The organism is Actinomadura xylanilytica, from assembly GCF_030283145.1.
GTDB lineage: Bacteria > Actinomycetota > Actinomycetes > Streptosporangiales > Streptosporangiaceae > Spirillospora > Spirillospora xylanilytica.
This window is the reverse complement of record NZ_JASNWE010000001.1, coordinates 2,190,141-2,208,432: the sequence shown is the minus strand read 5'-3', so window position 1 is coordinate 2,208,432 and position 18,292 is coordinate 2,190,141. Positions and strand designations below refer to the sequence as shown.

Annotated in this window: 21 protein-coding genes and 1 pseudogene; 14 read left to right on the top strand and 8 right to left on the bottom strand. The window is 72.4% G+C overall.

The features are described 5' to 3' along the window. Positions 1–10: 10 nt before the first annotated feature. Positions 11–1,327: a histidine--tRNA ligase gene (hisS, locus tag QP090_RS10300; protein ID WP_285938365.1), complete on the bottom strand. Its 1,317-nt coding sequence runs from the start codon at positions 1,325–1,327 to the stop codon at positions 11–13. Positions 1,328–1,655: 328 nt separating this feature from the next. On the opposite strand from hisS, the pseudogene QP090_RS10295 reads away from it, so the two are divergent. The 5 genes and pseudogenes from QP090_RS10295 to QP090_RS10275 form a co-directional block, all read left to right on the top strand. Continuing rightward, positions 1,656–1,919: pseudogene (locus QP090_RS10295) on the top strand (DUF6461 domain-containing protein); the annotation flags it as partial. Positions 1,920–1,973: 54 nt separating this feature from the next. Continuing rightward, positions 1,974–3,122 carry a helix-turn-helix domain-containing protein gene (locus QP090_RS10290; protein WP_285938364.1) on the top strand — a complete coding sequence of 383 codons (1,149 nt, stop codon included), beginning with the start codon at positions 1,974–1,976 and terminating at the stop codon, positions 3,120–3,122. Positions 3,123–3,213: 91 nt separating this feature from the next. Further along, positions 3,214–3,636: an ATP-binding protein gene (locus QP090_RS10285; RefSeq protein WP_285938363.1), complete on the top strand. Its 423-nt coding sequence runs from the start codon at positions 3,214–3,216 to the stop codon at positions 3,634–3,636. Between the two features lie 34 nt (positions 3,637–3,670). Further along, positions 3,671–4,117 (top strand): MarR family winged helix-turn-helix transcriptional regulator, encoded by a 447-nt coding sequence (locus QP090_RS10280; RefSeq protein ID WP_285938362.1) that lies wholly within the window; start codon positions 3,671–3,673, stop codon positions 4,115–4,117. A gap of 34 nt (positions 4,118–4,151) precedes the next feature. Further along, complete coding sequence (locus tag QP090_RS10275) at positions 4,152–5,372, top strand: epoxide hydrolase family protein (protein WP_285938361.1); 1,221 nt, start codon at positions 4,152–4,154, stop codon at positions 5,370–5,372. Between the two features lie 47 nt (positions 5,373–5,419). On the opposite strand, the gene QP090_RS10270 is transcribed toward QP090_RS10275, so the two are convergent. After that, positions 5,420–6,223 (bottom strand): SAM-dependent methyltransferase, encoded by an 804-nt coding sequence (locus QP090_RS10270; RefSeq protein ID WP_285938360.1) that lies wholly within the window; start codon positions 6,221–6,223, stop codon positions 5,420–5,422. 188 nt (positions 6,224–6,411) lie between these two features. On the opposite strand from QP090_RS10270, the gene QP090_RS10265 reads away from it, so the two are divergent. From QP090_RS10265 to QP090_RS10240, 6 genes are all read left to right on the top strand, one after another. Further along, positions 6,412–7,614, top strand: coding sequence for a Tm-1-like ATP-binding domain-containing protein (locus QP090_RS10265; RefSeq protein WP_285938359.1), 1,203 nt, complete (start codon positions 6,412–6,414; stop codon positions 7,612–7,614). Next, positions 7,611–8,432: a phosphoenolpyruvate hydrolase family protein gene (locus tag QP090_RS10260; protein WP_285938358.1), complete on the top strand. Its 822-nt coding sequence runs from the start codon at positions 7,611–7,613 to the stop codon at positions 8,430–8,432. Before QP090_RS10265 ends, QP090_RS10260 begins: the two co-directional genes overlap by 4 nt. Positions 8,433–8,537: 105 nt before the next feature. Beyond that, entirely contained in the window at positions 8,538–9,137 is a 600-nt protein-coding gene (locus QP090_RS10255) for an RNA polymerase sigma factor (protein WP_285938356.1), read from the top strand. Next, on the top strand, positions 9,130–10,176 hold the full coding sequence (locus QP090_RS10250; protein WP_285938355.1) for a CU044_5270 family protein: 1,047 nt from the start codon (positions 9,130–9,132) through the stop codon (positions 10,174–10,176). Before QP090_RS10255 ends, QP090_RS10250 begins: the two co-directional genes overlap by 8 nt. A gap of 19 nt (positions 10,177–10,195) precedes the next feature. After that, entirely contained in the window at positions 10,196–10,375 is a 180-nt protein-coding gene (locus tag QP090_RS10245; protein ID WP_285938354.1) for a LysE family transporter, read from the top strand. A 139-nt stretch (positions 10,376–10,514) separates the two neighbouring features. Next, positions 10,515–10,676: a hypothetical protein gene (locus QP090_RS10240; RefSeq protein ID WP_285938353.1), complete on the top strand. Its 162-nt coding sequence runs from the start codon at positions 10,515–10,517 to the stop codon at positions 10,674–10,676. 56 nt (positions 10,677–10,732) lie between these two features. On the opposite strand, the gene QP090_RS10235 is transcribed toward QP090_RS10240, so the two are convergent. The 3 genes from QP090_RS10235 to QP090_RS10225 all read right to left on the bottom strand — a co-directional run bounded on the left by QP090_RS10235 (position 10,733) and on the right by QP090_RS10225 (position 13,383). Beyond that, positions 10,733–11,236, bottom strand: a complete 504-nt coding sequence (locus QP090_RS10235; protein WP_285938352.1) for an NUDIX hydrolase — start codon at positions 11,234–11,236, stop codon at positions 10,733–10,735. A gap of 207 nt (positions 11,237–11,443) precedes the next feature. Further along, entirely contained in the window at positions 11,444–11,854 is a 411-nt protein-coding gene (locus QP090_RS10230) for a YchJ family protein (RefSeq protein WP_285938351.1), read from the bottom strand. 92 nt (positions 11,855–11,946) lie between these two features. Then, a complete protein-coding gene (locus tag QP090_RS10225) occupies positions 11,947–13,383 on the bottom strand; it encodes an FAD-dependent oxidoreductase (protein ID WP_285938349.1) in 1,437 nt (478 codons plus the stop codon). A 162-nt stretch (positions 13,384–13,545) separates the two neighbouring features. Here QP090_RS10225 and QP090_RS10220 point away from each other — a divergent pair, with 162 nt between their 5' ends. Continuing rightward, positions 13,546–14,007, top strand: coding sequence for a VOC family protein (locus QP090_RS10220; RefSeq protein ID WP_285938348.1), 462 nt, complete (start codon positions 13,546–13,548; stop codon positions 14,005–14,007). Here QP090_RS10220 and QP090_RS10215 read toward each other — a convergent pair. Then, entirely contained in the window at positions 14,004–15,419 is a 1,416-nt protein-coding gene (locus QP090_RS10215) for an aldehyde dehydrogenase family protein (protein ID WP_285938347.1), read from the bottom strand. The genes QP090_RS10220 and QP090_RS10215 overlap by 4 nt on opposite strands. A gap of 118 nt (positions 15,420–15,537) precedes the next feature. Between QP090_RS10215 and QP090_RS10210 the strand changes: the two genes are divergently transcribed. Then, on the top strand, positions 15,538–16,251 hold the full coding sequence (locus tag QP090_RS10210; protein ID WP_285938346.1) for a hypothetical protein: 714 nt from the start codon (positions 15,538–15,540) through the stop codon (positions 16,249–16,251). A gap of 18 nt (positions 16,252–16,269) precedes the next feature. Here the strand turns inward: QP090_RS10210 and QP090_RS10205 are convergent, their stop codons facing one another. Beyond that, positions 16,270–17,154 (bottom strand): IclR family transcriptional regulator, encoded by an 885-nt coding sequence (locus QP090_RS10205; protein ID WP_285938345.1) that lies wholly within the window; start codon positions 17,152–17,154, stop codon positions 16,270–16,272. A 148-nt stretch (positions 17,155–17,302) separates the two neighbouring features. On the opposite strand from QP090_RS10205, the gene QP090_RS10200 reads away from it, so the two are divergent. Next, positions 17,303–17,749, top strand: coding sequence for a YybH family protein (locus QP090_RS10200; protein ID WP_285938344.1), 447 nt, complete (start codon positions 17,303–17,305; stop codon positions 17,747–17,749). A gap of 16 nt (positions 17,750–17,765) precedes the next feature. On the opposite strand, the gene QP090_RS10195 is transcribed toward QP090_RS10200, so the two are convergent. Then, entirely contained in the window at positions 17,766–18,266 is a 501-nt protein-coding gene (locus QP090_RS10195; protein ID WP_285938343.1) for a hypothetical protein, read from the bottom strand. Positions 18,267–18,292: the final 26 nt, after the last annotated feature.

Here is an 18,292-nt window from a genome sequence, read left to right as displayed (position 1 = left end):
GGTCGGGTACCTACATCCTGAGCTTGTGATCCAGGGCCGTCACGAGGCCGCCGACCGAAACACGCTCCTGGTCGCCGGTCTCCAGATCCCGGATCGTCACCGCGCCTTCGGCGTGCTCGCTGTCGCCCTGGAGCAGCGCGTAGCGGGCGCGGCGGTCGGCCGCCCACTTGAGCTGCTTGCCCAGCTTGCGAGTCGTGCCAAGGAAGATCTCTACCGTGTGGCCTGCGCCCCGGAGCGCCTGCGCGAACCCGAACGCGTCGGCGACAAACGCCTCGCTCATCACCGTGACCGCAACGTCGATGCGGTCCGCCGCCTCGTCGACCGCGCCCAGCGCGCCGATGATCCGCTCGACGCCTATGGAGAACCCGCATGCGGGCACGTCCGGACCGCCCATCGCCTTGATCAGGTGGTCGTACCGGCCGCCTGAGGCGATCGACCCCGGCAGGCCCGGCGCGACCACTTCCCAGATCGCCCCCGTGTAGTAGTCCAAACCGCGGACCAGGTTCGGCGCGAACTTGAGGCGGTCCTCACCCACGTGCGGCCCGGCCAGCTCCAGCAGCCGGTCGATCTCGGCGAGTCCTTCGGCGCCGTCCGGGTCGTCCTTGAGTACCGCCTGCATCCGCTGTACGGCGTCGTCGGCGGTGACGTCGTTCACCAGGTTCTCGGCGGTCGCCCGGTCCAGGCCGCGCGCCTCCACCAGCTCGGCACTCACCTCTGCCGGCGGAAGCTTGTCCAGCTTGTCAAGCGTGATCAGCGCGCCCGCCGCGCGATCGGCCGCGACGCCGTGCACCTGCATGAGCCCGGTCAGCGCCTTGCGGCTGTTGACCAGGATCGCGAAGTCCCGCACGCCCATCGCATCCAGCGCGTCAGCGCCCGCGCACACCACTTCGGCCTCCACCAGCGGCGAGGACGACCCCACCACGTCGATGTCGCACTGGGTGAACTCGCGGAAGCGGCCCTTGCCGGGCCGGTCGGCCCGCCACACCGGGCCGATCACATAGCGCTTGTAGGGGGTGGGGAGCCGACTGCCGTGGGCGGCGACCACCCGCGCCAGCGGAACCGTCTGGTCATAGCGAAGCGCCATGTCCGCCTCGCCCGACCCCTCGTGCACCCCCCGCTTGAGGATCTTGAAGATCAGCTTGTCGCCCTCGTCGCCGTACTTGCCCGTCAGGGTCTCCAGGCGCTCGAACGCCGGGGTCTGCAACGGCTCGAACCCGTACCGCTCGAACACCGTCCTCGCCGCGTGGAAGACCCGCTCACGCTGACGCAGGTCGGCCGCGACGAAGTCCCGCGTACCCGACGGCGGATCGAACTGCTGCGATGCCATGGAGAACCCTTCTGGAAAGCCCGTTGGAAGGCTCCCAACGTAATGGAGCGGTCCCCCTCGCATGGGGAGTCCAGACCGGGCGGGAGCGAAAGGGGCGCACCTCCCGCTCGGCGTCTGGATGGGTCCTGGGACCGTGCTTGCCCTTGGCCACAGGACCCGCGCCCGCGCGGCCTGCGCGCGGACGAGCTTCTAGGACGCCCCGCCCTGCGACACCCCGGCCCCGCCGTCACGCGCACGAGCCGCTCACCGAGCCTCTCGACCGTGAGCTTGTGCCCATGCAGCATGACCGTCAGCGCGGTCACGAACGCCGCCTCGCGATACCCACCAGGGCTACGCCGTGACGATGGTCCGCGGCCTGACCCCCGAACGTCTACTGGAGAGGCTGGATGCCCGTCCGGCCGATCCGCCCTGCATCACTGGTGCCACCGACCTGTACGAGCACTGGATGCACGAGTGGGACGAAGACGCCGTCGTCGGCGTCTTCGCGGCCGACGGCTGGGGGGTCGCCTTCGAGCCCGATGCCGGCCTGTGCATCGACTCCGACAGCCTGGCCCGGCTGTCAGAGGGATCGGCGAGAACCAGTAGACGGTGACGCCCTCGAGGAGATCGATGGCCGCCTTTCACGATCGCGAGGCAGACTGAAGGCATGAACCTTGCCGAGCGTCTTCAGAGTGTGAGGAAACGTCGTGGGCTCACCCAGAAGGATCTTGCCTTTCACTCCGGGGTCTCGCTGTCTCTGATCAGGAAACTCGAGCAGGGCGAACGGGAGGACACGCGGCTGGAGACCCTCCGCAAGCTGGCGAAGAGTCTTCAGGTGTCGACGTCCGATCTGATCATCAGGCCGGAGCCCGGGGAGATCACCTCCGGTGAATGGGAATCGATCAGGGACGCCCTTCTCGGGCTGAACGGTCGGCCGGACGAGATGCCGACCGCGGCGGGGGTGGCCGGCGCGGTGGAAGCGGCCGAGGTCCTGTTCACCGACAACAGATTCGACGAGCTCGGAGAGTTGCTCCCGGCGCTGTTGCGGGACGTGCTGGCCCTGGGGGACGGAGAGCGGCAGCTCCGCTCGCGCGGGGTGCATCTCGCCGCGCACCTGCTGATCATGGCCCGGCAGTTCGCCGCGGCCGAGATCGCGCTGCGCAGGGCCCTCGACGACGCGCCCGGACGATTCGAGGAGGCGGCGATCATCAACACCCGCTGCTGGCTCCTGATGCGGCAGGGCGACCTGGCCGGGACGCTCGACCTGGCCGTACGCTGGGCGGACGAGGTCGAGCCGCGCGTCTCCCGTGCCACGCCGGAGGAACTGGCCACGTGGGGCGGGCTGCTCCTGCGCGTCTCCACCGCAGCGTCCCGGAACAACGAGCCGGGCGAGTCGGCGGACGCGCTCAGGTTCGCCCAGGCGGCGGCGGTGGCGTTGAGGATCGAGTGGGCGCCGCCTTCCGACCCCCTGCGCGAATTCGGCCCGGTCGCGGTGGCCACGCGGCGGGCCGAGAACTACATGATCGAGGACAGGCCCGATCGGGTGCTGGAACTCGCGGCGAAGATTCCCAGGAGCGGCTTCCGGGCTCGGGCGTCCAGCCGGAATCGCCACCGCCTGGACGTGGCCAAGGCCAATATGAGACTCCATCGGTACGCCGACTCCTTCGAGATCTTGAAGGAGGTCCGGGTCACCAGTCCCGAGTGGATCGACAAGCAGCCGATGGCGCGCGACATCCTCGGGCAGATCGTGGCCAAGCGCCGGACCCTCACTTCCGACATGCGAGAATTGGCCGATTTCATTCATCTGGAGTACTGATCTGGGCGGACAACTGTCCGGGGTAGTTGCGGTCGGGGTCCATTGTTAGTGCCAATGACATCGCTTCGGCGGGCTCTTATGGTCATGGCGCATGAGCCTCGGCAAGGAGTATGAAGTCGCCCCCGCCACGTTGGTGATCAAGGCTCGTCCGGAGGCGGTGAAGCAGGTGCGCGACTTCGTCGGGATGGTGTTCGGGGCCTGGGGGCTCGACGACCATGTCGCCCGGACGGTCGCCAGCGAACTCGCGACCAACGCGATCCAGCACGGTTCGCGGTGCGGCGACCCGGTCGTCGTGCGGGTGTTCCGGCGCGAGGACGGGTGTGTCGTCGTGGAGGCGTGGGACTGCTCCGACCTCCGGCCCGTGGTGCGTCCGCCCGACCTCGGCGCGGAGGGCGGACGGGGCCTGCAACTGCTGGAGGCGCTGGTGTCCCGCTGGGGGACCCGGCCGCTCGACGGGCGCGGGAAGGTCGTCTTCGCGGAGCTGGAGCCGGTCGCACGGGACGAGATTATATAAGCAGTTTAAATAAGCTGCTGATATATTGACCGGCATGCCAGCACAGGACGAACAGGGCCTCGACGTCGGCGACCTCGCCGTGGTGCTCGGGAAGTTCACCCGGGGCTCGATCCGGCTCCCCGCGACCGAGAAGCACACCTTCACCACGCTGTCGGTCCTGCACACGCTGGTCCACAAGGGGCCGATGCGGCTGACCGCGCTGAAGACGACCGAGCAGATCACCCAGCCCGCGATCACCCAGCTCGTCAGCCGGCTGGAGCGCGACGGGCTGGTGGAGCGCCGGCCCGACCCCGCCGACGGGCGCGCGGTGCTCGTCCAGGTGACCCCGGCCGGTGCACGAATCATCCAGACCCGGCACCAGGACCGCGTGCGCCAGTTCTCCGAGCTGGCCGAGGCCCTGACCCTTGAGGAACGGCACGCCATCGGCGCCGCCCTGCCCGCGCTGGCGCGGATGGCCGCGCTCATGGACGTCGAGCGCTGAGCCGCCGCCGTTCTCCCGTTTTGAAAGGACTCCCATGACGCGTTTTCCGCTGGAACCGACGCCCATTCACGTCCCCGACACCGTCCTGGACGACCTCAAGGCGCGGCTGCGGCTCACGAGATGGCCCGACGACGTGGGCAACGACGACTGGCACTACGGCGTCGCTCGCGTTTACCTCCAGGAACTCGCCGAGTACTGGCTCGACGAGTACGACTGGCGCAAGGCCGAAGCCGCGATCAACGCCTACGAGCACTACCGGGTGAGCGTCGACGGCGTTCCGGTGCACTTCATGCGCAAGCCCGGCGTCGGCCCGAACCCCACGCCGCTCATCCTCACCCACGGATGGCCGTGGACGTTCTGGCACTGGTCGAAGGTCATCGACCCGCTCGCCGACCCCGCCGCGTTCGGCGGCGACCCGGCCGACGCGTTCGACGTCATCGTCCCCTCGCTGCCGGGCTTCGGCTTCTCCGCCCCGCTGCGCGACCACCCCGACATGAACTTCTGGAAGGTCGCCGACCTCTGGCACACGCTGATGACCGACACCCTCGGCCACGCCAAGTACGCCGCCGGAGGATGCGACGTCGGCGCGCTGGTCACCGGCCAGCTCGGCCACAAGTACGCGGGCGAGGTGCACGCCGTCCACATCGGCTCCGGCCTGAAGCTCGACTTCTTCAACGGTGACCGGGCCTGGGACTTCAGCGGCGGACGGCCGCTGCCCGAGGGGCTGCCCGAGCCCGTGCACCAGCAGGTCGTCGCCCTGGAGCGGCGCTTCGCCGTCCACCTGGCCGCCCATGTCATCGACCCCAGCACCCTCTCCTACGGGCTCACCGACTCGCCGGTCGGCATGCTCGCCTGGATCCTGGAGCGCTGGGTCAACTGGAGCGATAATCACGGCGACATCGAGACGGTCTTCTCGAAGGACGACCTCCTCACCCACGCCATGATCTTCTGGGTGAACAACACCATCGGCACCTCGATCCGCTACTACGCCAACGCCAACCGCTATCCCTGGACGCCCTCCCACGACCGGTGGCCGGTCATCGAGGCCCCGACGGGCATCACTTTCGTCGGTTACGAGAACCCGCCCGGCGTCACCACCGGGCAGCGGGTCGAGAGCTGGGTGTCCGGCGACCGGTCCGGCTGGTACAACCACGTCAACCTCACCGCCCACGACGCGGGCGGCCACTTCATCCCCTGGGAGGTCCCCGACGGCTGGGTGGACGACCTGCGCCGGACGTTCCGCGGCCGGCGCTGAACGGCGCCGCGGGCCCGGTGCCGGACGTCCCGGCGCCGGGCGCCGGCCTACGGTTTGCGGCCGACCCCGCAGAGGGTGGACGTCCGCGGCGAGCCGCCCGGGGTCTGTGTCTCCGGGCGCCAGTCCTCGCAGGCCACCACGCCGGGCTCGGCCACGTCCAGCCCGTCGAAGTACGCCTTGATCTGCTCGGGCTTGCGCAGCCGGTACGGGACCGCGCCGGTGTCGTCGTACTCCTGCTGCGCCTGGTTGAGCGCGGCGTCGGCGTCGGTGCTGTCGTACAGCGCCAGGTAGCTGCCCGGCGCGAGTCCCGCCATCAGCGTCCGGACGATCGACAGGGCGTCCTCGTACCGGTCGACGTGCCCGAGGACCCCCATGAACAGCAGCGCGACCGGCCGGTCGAGGTCGAGCCCGCCGCTCGCGAGCCCGAGGATCTCGGCGGGGTCGTTCAGGTCGGCCTGGATATAGCTGGTGGCGCCCTCGGGCGTGCTGGTCAGCAGGTCCTTCGCCTGCTCGAGCACCAGCGGGTCGTGGTCGACGTAGACGATGTGCGAGTCGGGCGCCACCCGCTGCGCGACCTCGTGGGTGTTGTCGGCGGTGGGCAGGCCCGTCCCGCAGTCGAGGAACTGCCGGACGCCCGCCTCGCCGGCCAGGTACCGCACCGAGCGGCGGAGGAACTGCCGCCCGTTGCGGGCGATGTTCACGATTCCGGGATACACCCGAAGATATTGATCACCGGCCTCCCGGTCGACGGGGTAGTTGTCCTTGCCGCCGAGCCAGTAGTTCCAGATGCGCGCGGAATGCGGCACGGACGTGTCGATCAAGGGCGAGCGCTTGGGCGATTCGTCAGCCATGAGCGGGCCGGCCTTCCTCGTGAGTGATCCCCGTGGGATGCCATTCCCCGAGTCGGCCCGGTCGATGCCCCGCCGCCCGCCCCGGCCGACCGGGCGGGGGCGGCGCGCCCGGCGGTGAGATCATGAGGTGAGATGCCTGCTCAGCGGGCATATGACCGGAAACGGGCGGATGACGGGTGAGGAGTGAGATGGCGACGGTCGTGCTGATCGGGACGCTCGACACCAAGGGGCACGAGTACGCGTGGCTCCGCGACCGGCTGGGCGCGCTCGGGGCGGACGTGATCCTCGTCGACACGGGCGTCTGGCCGCCGTCCGGGACGATCGCCGACGTCACCGCCGAACGCGTCGCGCGGGCCGGCGGCTCCGACGTCGAGACGCTCCGCTCGGCGGGCGACCGCGGGGCCGCCGTCACCGCGATGGGCGAGGGCGCCGCCGCCGTCCTGAGCGAGCTGCTGGGCGAGGGCAGGGTGGACGCCGTCCTCGCGGTCGGCGGCAGCGGCGGGTCGTCGATCGCGGCGCGGGCCGTCCGCGACCTGCCGGTCGGGCTGCCCAAGCTGATCGTCTCGACGATGGCGTCCGGCGACGTGTCGCCCTACATCGGGGCCAAGGACGTGACCCTGACCTACAGCGTGGTCGACATCGCGGGCGTCAACCGGGTGTCCCGGCTCATCCTCGGCAACGCCGCCGCCGCGGCGGCCGGGATGGCGCAGGCGTACGCGACCGAGCCCGCCGCCGAGGGCGACCGCCCCCTCGTCGCCGCCTCGATGTTCGGCGTCACCACCCCCGGCGTCGACGCCGCCCGCGAACGCCTGGAGGAGCTCGGCTACGAGGTGCTGGTGTTCCACTCGACCGGCTCGGGCGGCCGGGCGCTGGAGAGCCTGGTCGGCAGCGGCCTGCTCGCGGGCGTCCTCGACCTGACCACCACCGAGCTCGCCGACGACCTGGTCGGCGGCGTCCTGTCGGCCGGACCCGACCGGCTGACCGCCGCGGGACGGCACGGCGTCCCGCAGGTGGTCGCGCCGGGCGCGCTCGACATGGTCAACTTCGGCCCGCGCGACACCGTCCCGGAGCGCTTCGCGGGCCGCCTGTTCTACGAGCACAATCCCACGGTCACCCTGATGCGGACGACGCCGGACGAGATGGCCGAGCTCGGCCGCCGGGTCGCCGCGAAGGTGGCCGCCGCGACCGGGCCCGCGGCGCTGCTGGTCCCGCTGCGCGGGGTGTCGGCGCTGGACGCGCCCGGCCTGCCGTTCCACGACCCCGAGGCCGACGCGGCGGCGTTCGCCGCGATGCCGGCCGCCGAACGGCTCGACCTGCACGTGAACGACCCGGAGTTCGGCCGCGCCATGGCCGACCGGCTGCACCAGATGATCACAGGGGGCTCCGCATGAACCGCTCGACCGTCCTGGACCGGCTGCGCCGCTCGGTCGCCGAGCACCGGCCGGTGATCGGCGCGGGTGCAGGCACCGGCCTGTCGGCCAAGTGCGCCGAGGCCGGCGGCGTCGACATGATCATCATCTACAACTCCGGCCGCTACCGGATGGCGGGCCGGGGCTCCCTGGCCGGGCTGCTGCCGTACGGGGACGCCAACCAGATCGTCGTCGACATGGCCGCCGAGGTCCTGCCCGTCGTGCGCGACACGCCCGTCCTCGCCGGGGTCTGCGGCACCGACCCGTTCCGGGTCATGCCGCGCTTCCTCGACCAACTCAAGGCCATGGGCTTCGCCGGGGTGCAGAACTTCCCCACCGTCGGCCTGTACGACGGGGTGTTCCGGCAGAACCTCGAAGAGACCGGCATGGGCTTCGCCCTGGAGGTCGAGATGGTCCGCCTCGCCCGCGAACGCGACCTGGTCACCGCCCCGTACGTCTTCGACGAGGACCAGGCCCGCGCGATGGCCGAGGCCGGCGCCGACGTGCTCGTCCCGCACGTCGGCCTGACCACCAAGGGCAGCATCGGCGCCGGCACCGCGCTCACCCTGGACGAGGCCGTCACCCGCGTCCAGGCGATGCGCGACGCCGCCGCGTCCGTGCGTCCCGACATCCTCGTCCTGTGCCACGGCGGGCCCATCGCCGAACCGGACGACGCCGCGTACGTCCTGTCCCGCACGCAGGGCGTGGTGGGATTCTTCGGCGCGTCCTCGATCGAGCGCCTCCCCACCGAACAGGCCATCACCGCCCAGGTCAGCGCCTTCAAGAACCTGGAGGTCTGACCCTCGCGCGAGGCCCGTCCGGAAAATTTCGTCGGCGGGGAGGGAACCGCGGGCGGCCCACTCGGCAACAGCGGATGACCTGATCCGAAGCCGAGAGGCCAGAGAATGAGCGATACGAGCCTGGCGGAGGCCGACGACGCCTCGTGCATCGAACGGTCCCGGCGCGAGCCGGAGGCGTTCGCCGAGGTCTTCCGCCGGCATGCCCCCGACATCAAGCGGTACGCCGTCCGCAGGCTGGGCGGCGACGCCGCCGAGGACGTGGTGGCGGAGACCTTCATGGCCGCGTTCCGGCAGCGGGACCGCTACGACCTGGCCCGCCCGAACGCGCGGCCCTGGCTGTACGGCATCGCGACCAACCTGATGCGCCGGCACGTCCGGACCGAGGTCCAGCAGTGGCGGCTCCTGGAGCGCACCGGCACCGACCCGGTGACGGCGCCGTTCACCGACCGCAGCGACGAGCGGATCAGCGCCGAGGCGACCCGCCGGAACCTGGCCGGCGCGCTCGCCGCGCTGCCCAAGGGGCATCGCGACGCGCTGCTGCTGGTGGTGTGGGGCGGCCTCAGCTATCCGGAGGTCGCCCAGGCGCTCGGCGTGCGCGTCGGCACCGTCCGGTCGCGCGTTAACCGGGCTCGAAAGAAACTCCGCGCGGAACTCGGCGGGATCAACCCGATGGCCATCGTGAGCGAGGAACCCGTCCATGAATGAGATGTCCGAGCTGGAACGGCTCCGTGCCGAGATCCCGCGTCCGGCCGCGGCCGACCTCCGCGCCGAGGAGGGGCGGCTGATGGCCGCCATCGGCGCCGCCGACGCGTCCGCCCCCGGCACGAGCCGCGCGCGGCCCCGGCCCCGCGCGCGTCGCCGCACTCTCGGCTTCGGCCTGGGGGCGGGACTGGCCGCCGGGGCGCTGGTCGCCGGGGCGGTGGTCGTCACCGGCGACCCGTCGCCGCACGGCGGGTCGGGCACGACGACGCCCCACCTGATGCCCGTGGCGTCGGTGCAGCTCCTCAACCGCGCGGCCGACAGCGTCCGCGGGCAGAAGGAGCTGCACCCCAAGCCCGGCCAGTTCCTGGTCTACGAGTCGCAGAGCACCAACCTGTCCGAGGACAACGACGCCGGACGGCACTGGGCGTACCTGACCAGGGAGAAGCGCAAGGTCTGGCTCCCCCTGGACGGCGACTCCACCCGCGGCTTCATCGAGGCCGAGAGGCTGGCGCCGAAGGCGATCCCCGGCGAGGCGATCCCGCCGCACGCGCTGAAGGAGGTCGGCCGGAGGGGCCCGGAGAAGCTCGCGGACACCGACGGCACCGGCGGGCGCACCGGCTACCAGGCCGTGAGCCGACTCCCCACCGACCCGGCGAAGATGTACGAGCACCTCTACACCGGCCTCGGCCACGACGCCCGCGCCGACTGGGACGCCTGGGGACGGGTCGGCGAGCTGCTCGGGGAGGTGTACCTGCCGGCGGCGCAGCGGGCCGCGCTGTTCAAGGCGGCGTCGGCGATCCACGGCGTCACCACCACCGGCAAGGCCGCGGACGCGGCGGGCCGCAAGGGCGTCGCCGCGTCGATGGTCGACCCCATCGGCGCCGAGCGGGAGGAGTACGTCTTCGACCCGAAGACCTACGACTTCCTCGGCACGCGAAGCGTCGTCATCAACGCCGGGAAGGCCAAGATGCCGGTCGGGACCGTCACGGGCGCGACGGCGCAGCTACGCGTCTCGCTCGCCGACCAGGCCCCTCCGGTCTGACCGGCCTATCCTCCGGGGCATGATCACTGCCGTCGTCGCCTTCGCCGGTGTCGCGATGCTCATCAACGTGACGCCGGGGCTGGACACCCTGCTGGTGCTGAGGACCTCCGTCTCCGACGGACGGCGCGGCGGGCTCGCCGCCGCGCTCGGCATCATCACCGGGTGCCTGGCCTGGGGCTGGCGACGGCGGTCGGGCTGACGGCGCCGCTGACCGCCTCGCACGCCGCCTACGACGCGGTGCGGATCAGCGGCGCCGCCTACCTCGCGTGGCTGGGCGGGTCGGCCCTGTGGCGGGCGAGGCGGCGTGTCCAGGCGGAAGCGGGCCCGGGGGACGAGACGTGCGACGCCGACTCGTCCCCGGGCCCGACCCGTCCGGCCGGGCCGCCGTCGCGGCTTCGCGCGGACCGTTCGCCGCGTTCAGCCGGGCCTTCCGCGCGGCGTACGGGGTCAGCCCGAGCGACTACCGGGCCGCCGCGATCGGCCTCCACCGCCCGGACTGACCGCCCGGACTGACCGCCCGGACCGCCGTCGCGGTGTCCTGGTGTTCGGGTGCCGGTCAGTGGTGCCAGGGCAGCGGCACCGGGTCGGACGGGATCACGCCGGCCAGGAGGCCCGTCAGCAGCGGCGCCAGGCCCAGCGGGTAGACGGGTTCGCCGGCCGTGCCGAGCTCGTCCACCGTCCACCAGCGGTAGCCGGTGACCATCTCGGTCTCGATCGTGTCCAGGCCGCCGAAGTCGACCTCGTGCGCCGCGACCCGGTGCAGGAAGAAGTCGTCGCGAAACCGGCCGCGCGCCCAGCCGAGGTCGGCGTAGCCGGACGTGACGGCGACCCGCGGCCCGAGATCGGCGGCGGCGACCACCAGCCCGATCTCTTCCCGCAGTTCGCGCGAGGCCGCTTCGGCCAGGGTCTCGCGCCGGTTCACGCCGCCGCCGGGGGTCAGCCAGTAGTGCCGGTCTTCGGGCCCGCCCGGGGGATCGAGATACCGCAGCAGCAGGATGCGCTGCTCGCCGTCGACGAGCAGCACTCGCGCGGACCGCCGTCGATACCTGGTCTTGGCCATACTCGGCAGGCTAGGCGCTGTCTCCTGGGGCCTCAACCGTCATGGCGACACAGCGAGGGCCGGGCCGCACGGGGGCCACGGCCCGGCCCCGCTCGCCGCATCGTCTCCCAGATCGGCGGCCTTGCCCAGAGCGGAGCGGGCCGCGAGGATGCCCAGATCTGGCCGCTGATGACCGGTTTCGAGAGTTCGGCGGGGCGGGCCGGTGGATCAGCTCACCCGGCCGTCGAGATAGACCCACGCGCCGTCCTGCCGGACGAACCGGCTGACCTCGTGAAGCTCACCCGGACGGCCGCGGTCGGCGAAGCGGGCGCGGAACTCCACCGTCCCCTCCGTGTCGTCCATGGTGCCGTCGGTGGTGCCGATGATCTCCAGGCCCTCCCAGCGCACGCCGGGCTCGGGGTTCGCCCGGGGCGGACGGGTGGAAGAGTGCCAGCTCTCCAGCAGGTACGCGCTGTCCCCCCTGGCGAACGCGCTGTATCGGGACCGCATGAGCTGCTCGGCCGTCGCGGCCTCCGCGTCGCCCTGGTGCAGCGGCCCGCAGCAGTCCGGGTACGGCGCGGGCAGCCCGCACGGGCACGGGGGAGCGGGACGGGAGGGTGCGCTACGACGTTTGGCCATCCGTCCATTGTCGACCACGCGCGGCACTGCGGCGCCCATCGGGGCGGGCGGCGGAGGCGCGCGGCGCGGTGCGCGGCGCGGTGCGCGGGGGATCACGCGGTGGCGGTGGCGGGCGCCGGGGCCAGCCGGCGGCCGAGGAGGCGGCCGAACGTCAGGGCCGGGGTGACGAGCATGCCGCCGCAAAAGCTGTTCCCGCAGGTGGCGGCGGCGCCGATGATTTCGCCCAGTGCGTACACGCCCTCCATCGCGCGGCCGTCGGTGCGGCGGACGCGCAGGTGCCCGTCCACGTCGACGCCGGAGAAGGTGACCAGCGTGATCGCGTGGTTCTCCATCGCGAAGAACGGGCCCGCGGCGATCGGGGCGGGCAGGTGGGTGCGGCCGAACTCGGCGTCGTGCCCGGCGGCCACCGCGGCGTTGTAGCGGTCCACGGTGGCGGCCAGCCCCGCCGGGTCGATGCCGGTCAGCGCCGCGAGCTCGGCGAGGGTGTCGGCCCGGTGCACCCCGGCGCGGGTGCCCGCCTTGGCGAGGACGTCCTCGGGGCTCCAGCCGACGACCATCGGGACCGAGTTCCGCCGGGCCGCGTCGTCGAAGACGGTCCAGAACGTGCCGTCGGTGGCGGCGGCGAGCGCCCGCTCCTTGAGGTCGATGCTCGGCTCGTCCTCGGCGACGAACCGGCGCCCGGCCCGGTCGACGTAGATCTCCCACGGGGGTCGCTCGGCCGCGACCAGCAGCGGGCGCTCCTCGAAGTAGGCCTTGCCCGGGGTGGTCGGGTGCGGCAGGCCGCCGAACGTGGGCAGGTACCGGCCGCGTCCGGCGATGGCCGCGCCCGCCTCGCGCGCGATGACCAGGCCGTCGCCGGTGGAGGTGGGGTGCGCGGCGCTGACCAGCGGCACCCCCTCGATCTCCTCGAACAGCTCCACGTCGGCGGCGAACCCGCCGGTGGCGAGCACCAGCGCCGCGGTCCGCACCTCGACCTCCTCGACGCCGCCGCGCAGCACGGTCACCGTGGGCGCGGTGCCGGGCGCCTCAACGAGCCCGATCGCGGTGCTGCTCAGCCACAGCTCGACCCGTCCGGCCTCGACCTGCTCGTCCAGCAGCCGCTTGAGCACGGCCAGGATGGACAGCCCGGCGTCCTTGCCGTAGTAGGTGCGGGCGACGCCGTACGGCTCGTGGCCGTAGACGAGCCGGGGGGACTCGGGCGCGAACGCGAACCCGTGGTCCTCCAGCCAGTCGACGGTCTCGGGCGCGTTGCGCGCGGCCAGCTCGACCAGGTCGGCGCGGGCGGTGCCGCCGCTGATCCGCTCGATGTCGGCCAGGTGCGCCGCGACGGAGTCCTCGATGCCGCGCTCGCGCTGCCTGCGGGTGCCGCCGGCCGACAGGTGCCCGCCGGTGGTGTGCAGGGTGCCGCCGACCCGGCCGTCCTTCTCCACCAGCAGCACCCGGGCTCCGCGCCCGGCGGCCTCGACGGCGCAGGGGATGCCGCCGGTACCGGCTCCGATGATGACGAGGTCGTACTGCTGGGTCGGCACATCGGCTCCTTCGTGTTCCGTTTACAGGAACAATGTTTCACAGTGCTGCTCATGGTGCCCGGTAGATGCTGGTGAGCGCAAGGTTCCGCGTGGACGCTGCGCCGCGCCCCGGCCTATGTTGCGCACAAATCGAAACAGTGTTCCAAAATACGGAGGCCACTCATGCCGCTCGGAGCCGTTGTCGAGGCCGTGGCCGGCTGCCGCGACCTCGACGCGTCCATCGCCTTCCATACCCGCGCGCTCGACCTGGAGGTCCTGCGCCGGGACGGCGGCGAGGCGCTGCTCGGCGTCGCCGGGTCCGGCACCGGACGGCTCCGGCTGGTCGCCGTCCCCGAGGCCGACGCCGCGCTGCCGGGCCCGAGGCTCTGGGACATCGGGCCGCGGCTGCTCGGCATCTACTCCCGCGACCTGGAGCGGACCGCCGCCAAGATCGACGCCGCGGGCGGGCGGTCCGGCGAGCGCGTGACCGACCCCTACGGCGCGGCCACGCTGAGCGAGTTCGTCGCGCTCGGCGGCGACGGCATCTGGTGGACGATCCCGCAGGCCGGCGCGGGCGGCACCCGGCTGGACGCCCGCACGGTGCGCGGTCCGGCGGGCGTCGAGATCGAGGTGCGCCCGCTCTAGGCGAACCACCAGGGCGCGCTCGTGGCGGGGTCGCGGATCAGGAACGAGCGCTGGCGCAGGAAGCGCCGGATCGACGCCGCGCCCATCCGCGACCCGCCGAGCCCGGACGACTTGAACGCGTTCTTCTCGCCGTCCTGGACGAGCCCAGTCAGCGCGGCGTCGTTGACGCTGATCCCGCCCGCCTCCAGCCGCGCGCCGACCGCGAGCGCCGCCTCGGTCGTCCCGGCGAACACCGCCGCCGACAGCCCGAACTCGCTGTCGTTGGCCAGCGCCACGGCCTCGTCGGCGTCCGCGAACGGCAGTACCGGCAGCACCGGCCCGAACGTCTCCTCCCGCATGATCCGCATGGAGTGGTCGACGCCGGTGAGGACGGTCGGTTCGAGGTACTCGCCGCCGCCGAGGACGCGGACCGTCCCGCCGCAGTGCACCGTGGCGCCGTGCGCGACGGCGTCGGCGATCTGGTCGGTGATGATCCCGGTCTGCGCCGCGGAGATCACCGGCCCGAGCTCGCCGTCGGTCACCTCCGGGTAGGCCAGGCCGACCCGCCGCGCCCGCGCGACCAGCAGGCCGACGAACTCCTCGAAGACCTCCTCGGCCACGTAGACCCGCTCGATCGACATGCAGGAGTGGCCGGTGTTGACCGTCCCGCCCCACAGGATCGCCGCCGCCGCGCGGTCCAGGTCGGCGCCGGTGAGGACGATCGCCGGGTCCTTGCCGCCGAGCTCCAGGAACGCCGGGATGAACCGGGCCGCGGCGGCGGCGCCGACCGCGCGGCCGGTCCGCACGCTGCCGGTGAAGCAGATGAGGTCGACCGAGCCGACCAGGGCGGCGCCGGTCGTCCCGTCGCCGTCGACGAAGCCGAGCACCCCGTCCAGTGCGGGCACCGCGGTCGCGCACTCGCGCATCACCGCCGCGAACCGCGGGGTCACCTCGCTCGGCTTGACCAGCACGGCCGAGCCGGCGAGCAGCGCTGGCACCACATCAATCATCGCCAGCAGCAGCGGGAAGTTCCACGGGCTGATCGCGCCGACCAGCGGGTACGGGAGGGGGCCCGGCCGGTGCTCGATGCCGGGCATCGAGGTGGGCGCGGCGCCGGAGCCCGCGAGCAGCCCCGGTGCCTGGTCGCACCACCGGTCCAGGGACGCCAGGACGCTGTCGACCTCCAGCCGGGACACCGGCAGCCGCCCGGTGTCGCGGACGAGCGCCGCCACCATCGCGTCGCCGCGTTCGGCGAGCGCGTCCCGCAGCGCGCGGAGGGCGGCGACCCGGCCGGGCACACCGAGCGCGAGCCAGCCCGGCTGGGCGGCCCGCGCGCGCGCCGCCGCGGCGCCGACCTCGCCCGGGTCCGCGCAGGTCAGGGTGTGGTCGGACCGGCCGGTGCGGGGGTCGCGGACAGTGATCTCTCGTCCCATCGAAACCTCTCCTCAGTTGTTCCGATGACTGTAACGATGTTCCACTAGATCTGGAATGGGGCGGCGGGTTGATGGTACGAATAATAGTCTGACGTTTAACCCCCCATCCGGAGGCCCCGTGACCGGCACCCATGGCTGGACCCTGCACAGCTGGGCGATCCTGCTGCACATCATCCTGTTCGTCTACTGGCTGGGCGGCGACCTGGGTGTCTTCTACTCCAGCAGGTTCATCCTGAAGCCCGAGCTGTCCACCGCGGCCCGCGGCGTGGCGGTGAAGATCATGCACGTGGTCGACATGTCGCCGCGGATCTGCCTGGTGCTGTTCCTGCCCAGCGGCATCACGCTGATGGCCTCCGACGACCTCGGCCGGGACATGTTCGGCGGCCGGCGGCTCGCCGCGATCTGGATTTTCGCGCTGGTCTGGCTGTGGCTCGTCATCGCCGACTATCGCCGCGGGCCCGGCCGCTTCGGTGACGCGGTGCACCGGACCGACCTGATCGTCCGCGGCGCGCTGATCGCCGTCCTGCTCGGCGGGGCCGCCTACACCTTCGTCGCGGACGAGCCGTTCGGCGTCACCTCCGACCCCAGGTGGCTGGCGGGCAAGGTCGCCGCCTACGCGCTGTGCATCGCCGGCGGGCTGGCGATCAGGGTGAAGCTGAAGCCGTTCGGCGCCGCCTGGGGCACGCTCCTCGCCAAGGGCAGCAGCCCCGAGGTGGAACGCGACATCCGCGGCGCCGTGCAGGGCAGCATCCCCTACGTCCTGGCCATCTGGGTCCTGGTCGTGGTCGCCGCGCTGCTCGGCGTGGTCAAGCCCGGCACGACGGCGTACTGAGTGCGCGCCCCGCGGCGATCAGCCGGCGGTCATCCCGCTCGCGGCCGCGCTCGCGCCCTCGTCCCCGAGAGCCGGCACGGCGACGGCGGGCTGGTGGCCGAACCGCTCCGACAGGCGCCGCACCGTTTGCAGCAGCGCCGCCGAGCAGGCGTCGGCCTCATCGGTGAACCGGTCGGTCGGCCCGCTGACGCTGATGACCGCGATCGGACGGTCGTTCTGGTCGAGGATCGGCGCGGCGACCGACGCCGCGCCCGTCTGCCGCTCGGCGGTCGAGCGCGCGTAGCCGCGCTCCCGGATCTCGGCGATCTCGCGGCGCAGCGCCGGCGCGGTCGCGACGGTCGCCGCGGTGAGCCGGTCGAGCACGGGCTGCGCGAGGTAGTGGTCGACCTCCTCGTCGGACAGGAAGGCCAGGAACGCCTTGGAGGACGCGCCCGCGTGCAGGGGATACGGCACGCCGAGCGTCACCGACATGATCAGCTCGCGCCGCGGCGTCACCTGGTCGATGTAGGAGCGGGTCCAGCCGGACCGGACCGACAGCGTCGCGGTCTCGACCGTCCGCTCCGACAGCGCGACCAGCTCGGGCCGGGCCACCGACCGCACGTCGATCCGTTCCAGGTAGGCCATGCCGAGCTTCATCGCGCCCAGCCCGAGCGAGTACCGCCGGGACGACTCGTCCAGCTCGATCAGGCTGCGCCCGCGCAGCGAGGTCAGGATCCGGTGCACCGCCGCCTTGGACAGGCCGAGCGCGGTGGCCACCTCGGTGACGCCGAGGGTCGCGGCCCGCTGCTCGGCGAAGTACATCAGGACGTCGGCCGCGCGCTCGACGGTGGCGATGGTCTGGCCGGTGGGGCCTCGCTCGTCGGTGCGCGGAGAGAGCTCGCTCGTGGGAGCGGTGGTGCTCATGGACGTAGATCCTTCCCCAGGTGGCAGGCCGTTTCGACCAGTGTAAAACCGTTCCAACTGGCGAACGGTGCGTGCCGAACCTCAGAACCCTATTTCATGCGTATGAAATCAAGCACATGTTCGTGACCGAAAACAGAGGAGAGTAGCCGTGGACACCCCGCTCAGCGCGGCCGAGCGCATGATCCAGGCGGTCATCGACCGCGATCTCGACGTGGTTCTGGACTCCTTCTCCGGGGCGCCGGACGCCTACGTGTTCCCCGAGGGGCCGCGCTGGACCACCCGCGGCGGCGACCGGATCGAGCAGGGCTGGCGGGCCTACTTCCAGGCCCCCGTCGGGATCGGCGCGTTCCACTGGGTGGAGGGCCCGCACGTGTTCGAGAACGCCACGCTCGGCCAGGTCACCGGCGTGATCGACTACGAGGTGCTCGGCAACGGGGAGTCGGGCCGGCTCCGGATGCGGATGACCTGGCTGATGCGGCTGGAGGGCGACCGCTGGCGGGTCGTCCACGAGCACGGCTCCCAGCCGCTCGCCGACCCGTACGGCGCGGGCGACTGGTGGCCGGAGGGCGCCCACCCGCTGGACGCCCCCCGGTGACCCCGCGCGCCGCCGGTCAGGCCACCCTGGACTCGTTGATCACGGTCCGCTTCACCAGCCGGTCGCCGCTCATCCAGTGCCAGGTCCGGACCTTCTGGAGGCCGTCGCGGGAGAGCTGGATCAGCTCGTACAGGTAGCCGCGATCGTCGGGGTCGGCGACTTCGGCCCGCACCTCGCCTTCTTCCGCGACCGGCTCGGGTACGAGGTGGCCGCCGAGGGCGCCGTCCCGGCCGCGGTGGCGGGCGCGCTCTGGGGGACGGGCGGCGCGGACGTCGAGGTGGTGGCCCTCGCCGCCGCCGGCGCGGACACGGGCCGGATCCACCTGGTCCGGGTGCCCGAGCCGCTCGCCGTCGCGGCCCGGCCGCACAACCTGGACGTGGGCCTGATCGGGATCGACATGTACGCCAAGGACATCGAGGTCGCGCACGCGCGGTTCGCCGAGGCGGGCGTGTCCTGGTCGACCCCGCCCGCGACGTACGGCGTCGCGGTCGGCGACCAGGAGGTGAGTGATGGTCACCCAGGGCGTGTGCCCCCGGGCGGCGG